A 923-nucleotide genomic window follows, 5' to 3' on the forward strand; every position below is an offset into this window, starting at 1 on the left:
GAACTCCTTGAGCCATGTCCTCAGATCCGGACCCAGATCCTCACGATCCACCGCCAACGTCACCACCGCCTTGATATAGCTGAGCTTATCCCCAGTGTCATACCGACGACCCCGGAAAACCACCGCATGCACACCACCACCCTCACCAGCAGGCTTGGCCGCCATCGCCTGCAAAGCATCCGTCAGCTGAATCTCCCCACCCTTACCCGGAGGAGTACGCTCCAACTGCGCGAAAATCGCCGGATGCAACACATACCGACCAATAATCGCCAAATTCGACGGCGCCTCCCGGGCAGGAGGCTTCTCCACCAACCGATGCACCGGCACCACCGAAGCCAGCTGACCATCCGGACCGGTCTCCTTATCCTTACCACCAGCATCGACCACACCATAGGCCGAGACACTCTCCTCAGGAACCTCCATCACCGCAATCACCGAACCACCCAGCTGCTGCTGAGTCTGCAACATCGTGGTCAACAAAGTATCCCGAGCATCAATCAGATCATCACCCAACAGCACCGCAAACGGCTCATCACCCACATGCTGCTTCCCACACAACACCGCATGCCCCAACCCCAAAGCCTGCCCCTGACGCACATAATGAATATCCCCCAACCCAGTGGCATACTGGATCGCCGCCAGCTTCTTCTCATCCCCCTTATCCCGCAGAGTCGCCTCCAACGCAGGAGCCCGATCAAAATGATCCTCCATAGCCCGCTTATTCTGACCAGTGATCATCAAAATATCATCCAACCCAGCCTTAGAAGCCTCCTCCACCACATACTGAATAGCCGGCTCATCCACCACCGGCAACATCTCCTTAGGCATAGCCTTAGTCGCAGGCAAAAACCGGGTACCCAAACCCGCTGCTGGAATAACTGCTTTAGTAATCGGTACGGCGTTGCTCATGCAGGTCACCTTAC

General features: G+C 56.7%; 1 protein-coding gene. It reads right to left on the reverse strand.

Going from position 1 to position 923, the window contains the following annotated elements:
* A partial coding sequence (gene galU, locus F0311_RS11265) for a UTP--glucose-1-phosphate uridylyltransferase GalU (RefSeq protein ID WP_191089892.1) occupies nucleotides 1–909 on the reverse strand: 909 nt, incomplete at its 3' end.
* Nucleotides 910–923 lie beyond the last annotated feature (14 nt).

Source organism: Nesterenkonia ebinurensis (assembly GCF_008711175.1).
GTDB lineage: Bacteria > Actinomycetota > Actinomycetes > Actinomycetales > Micrococcaceae > Nesterenkonia > Nesterenkonia ebinurensis.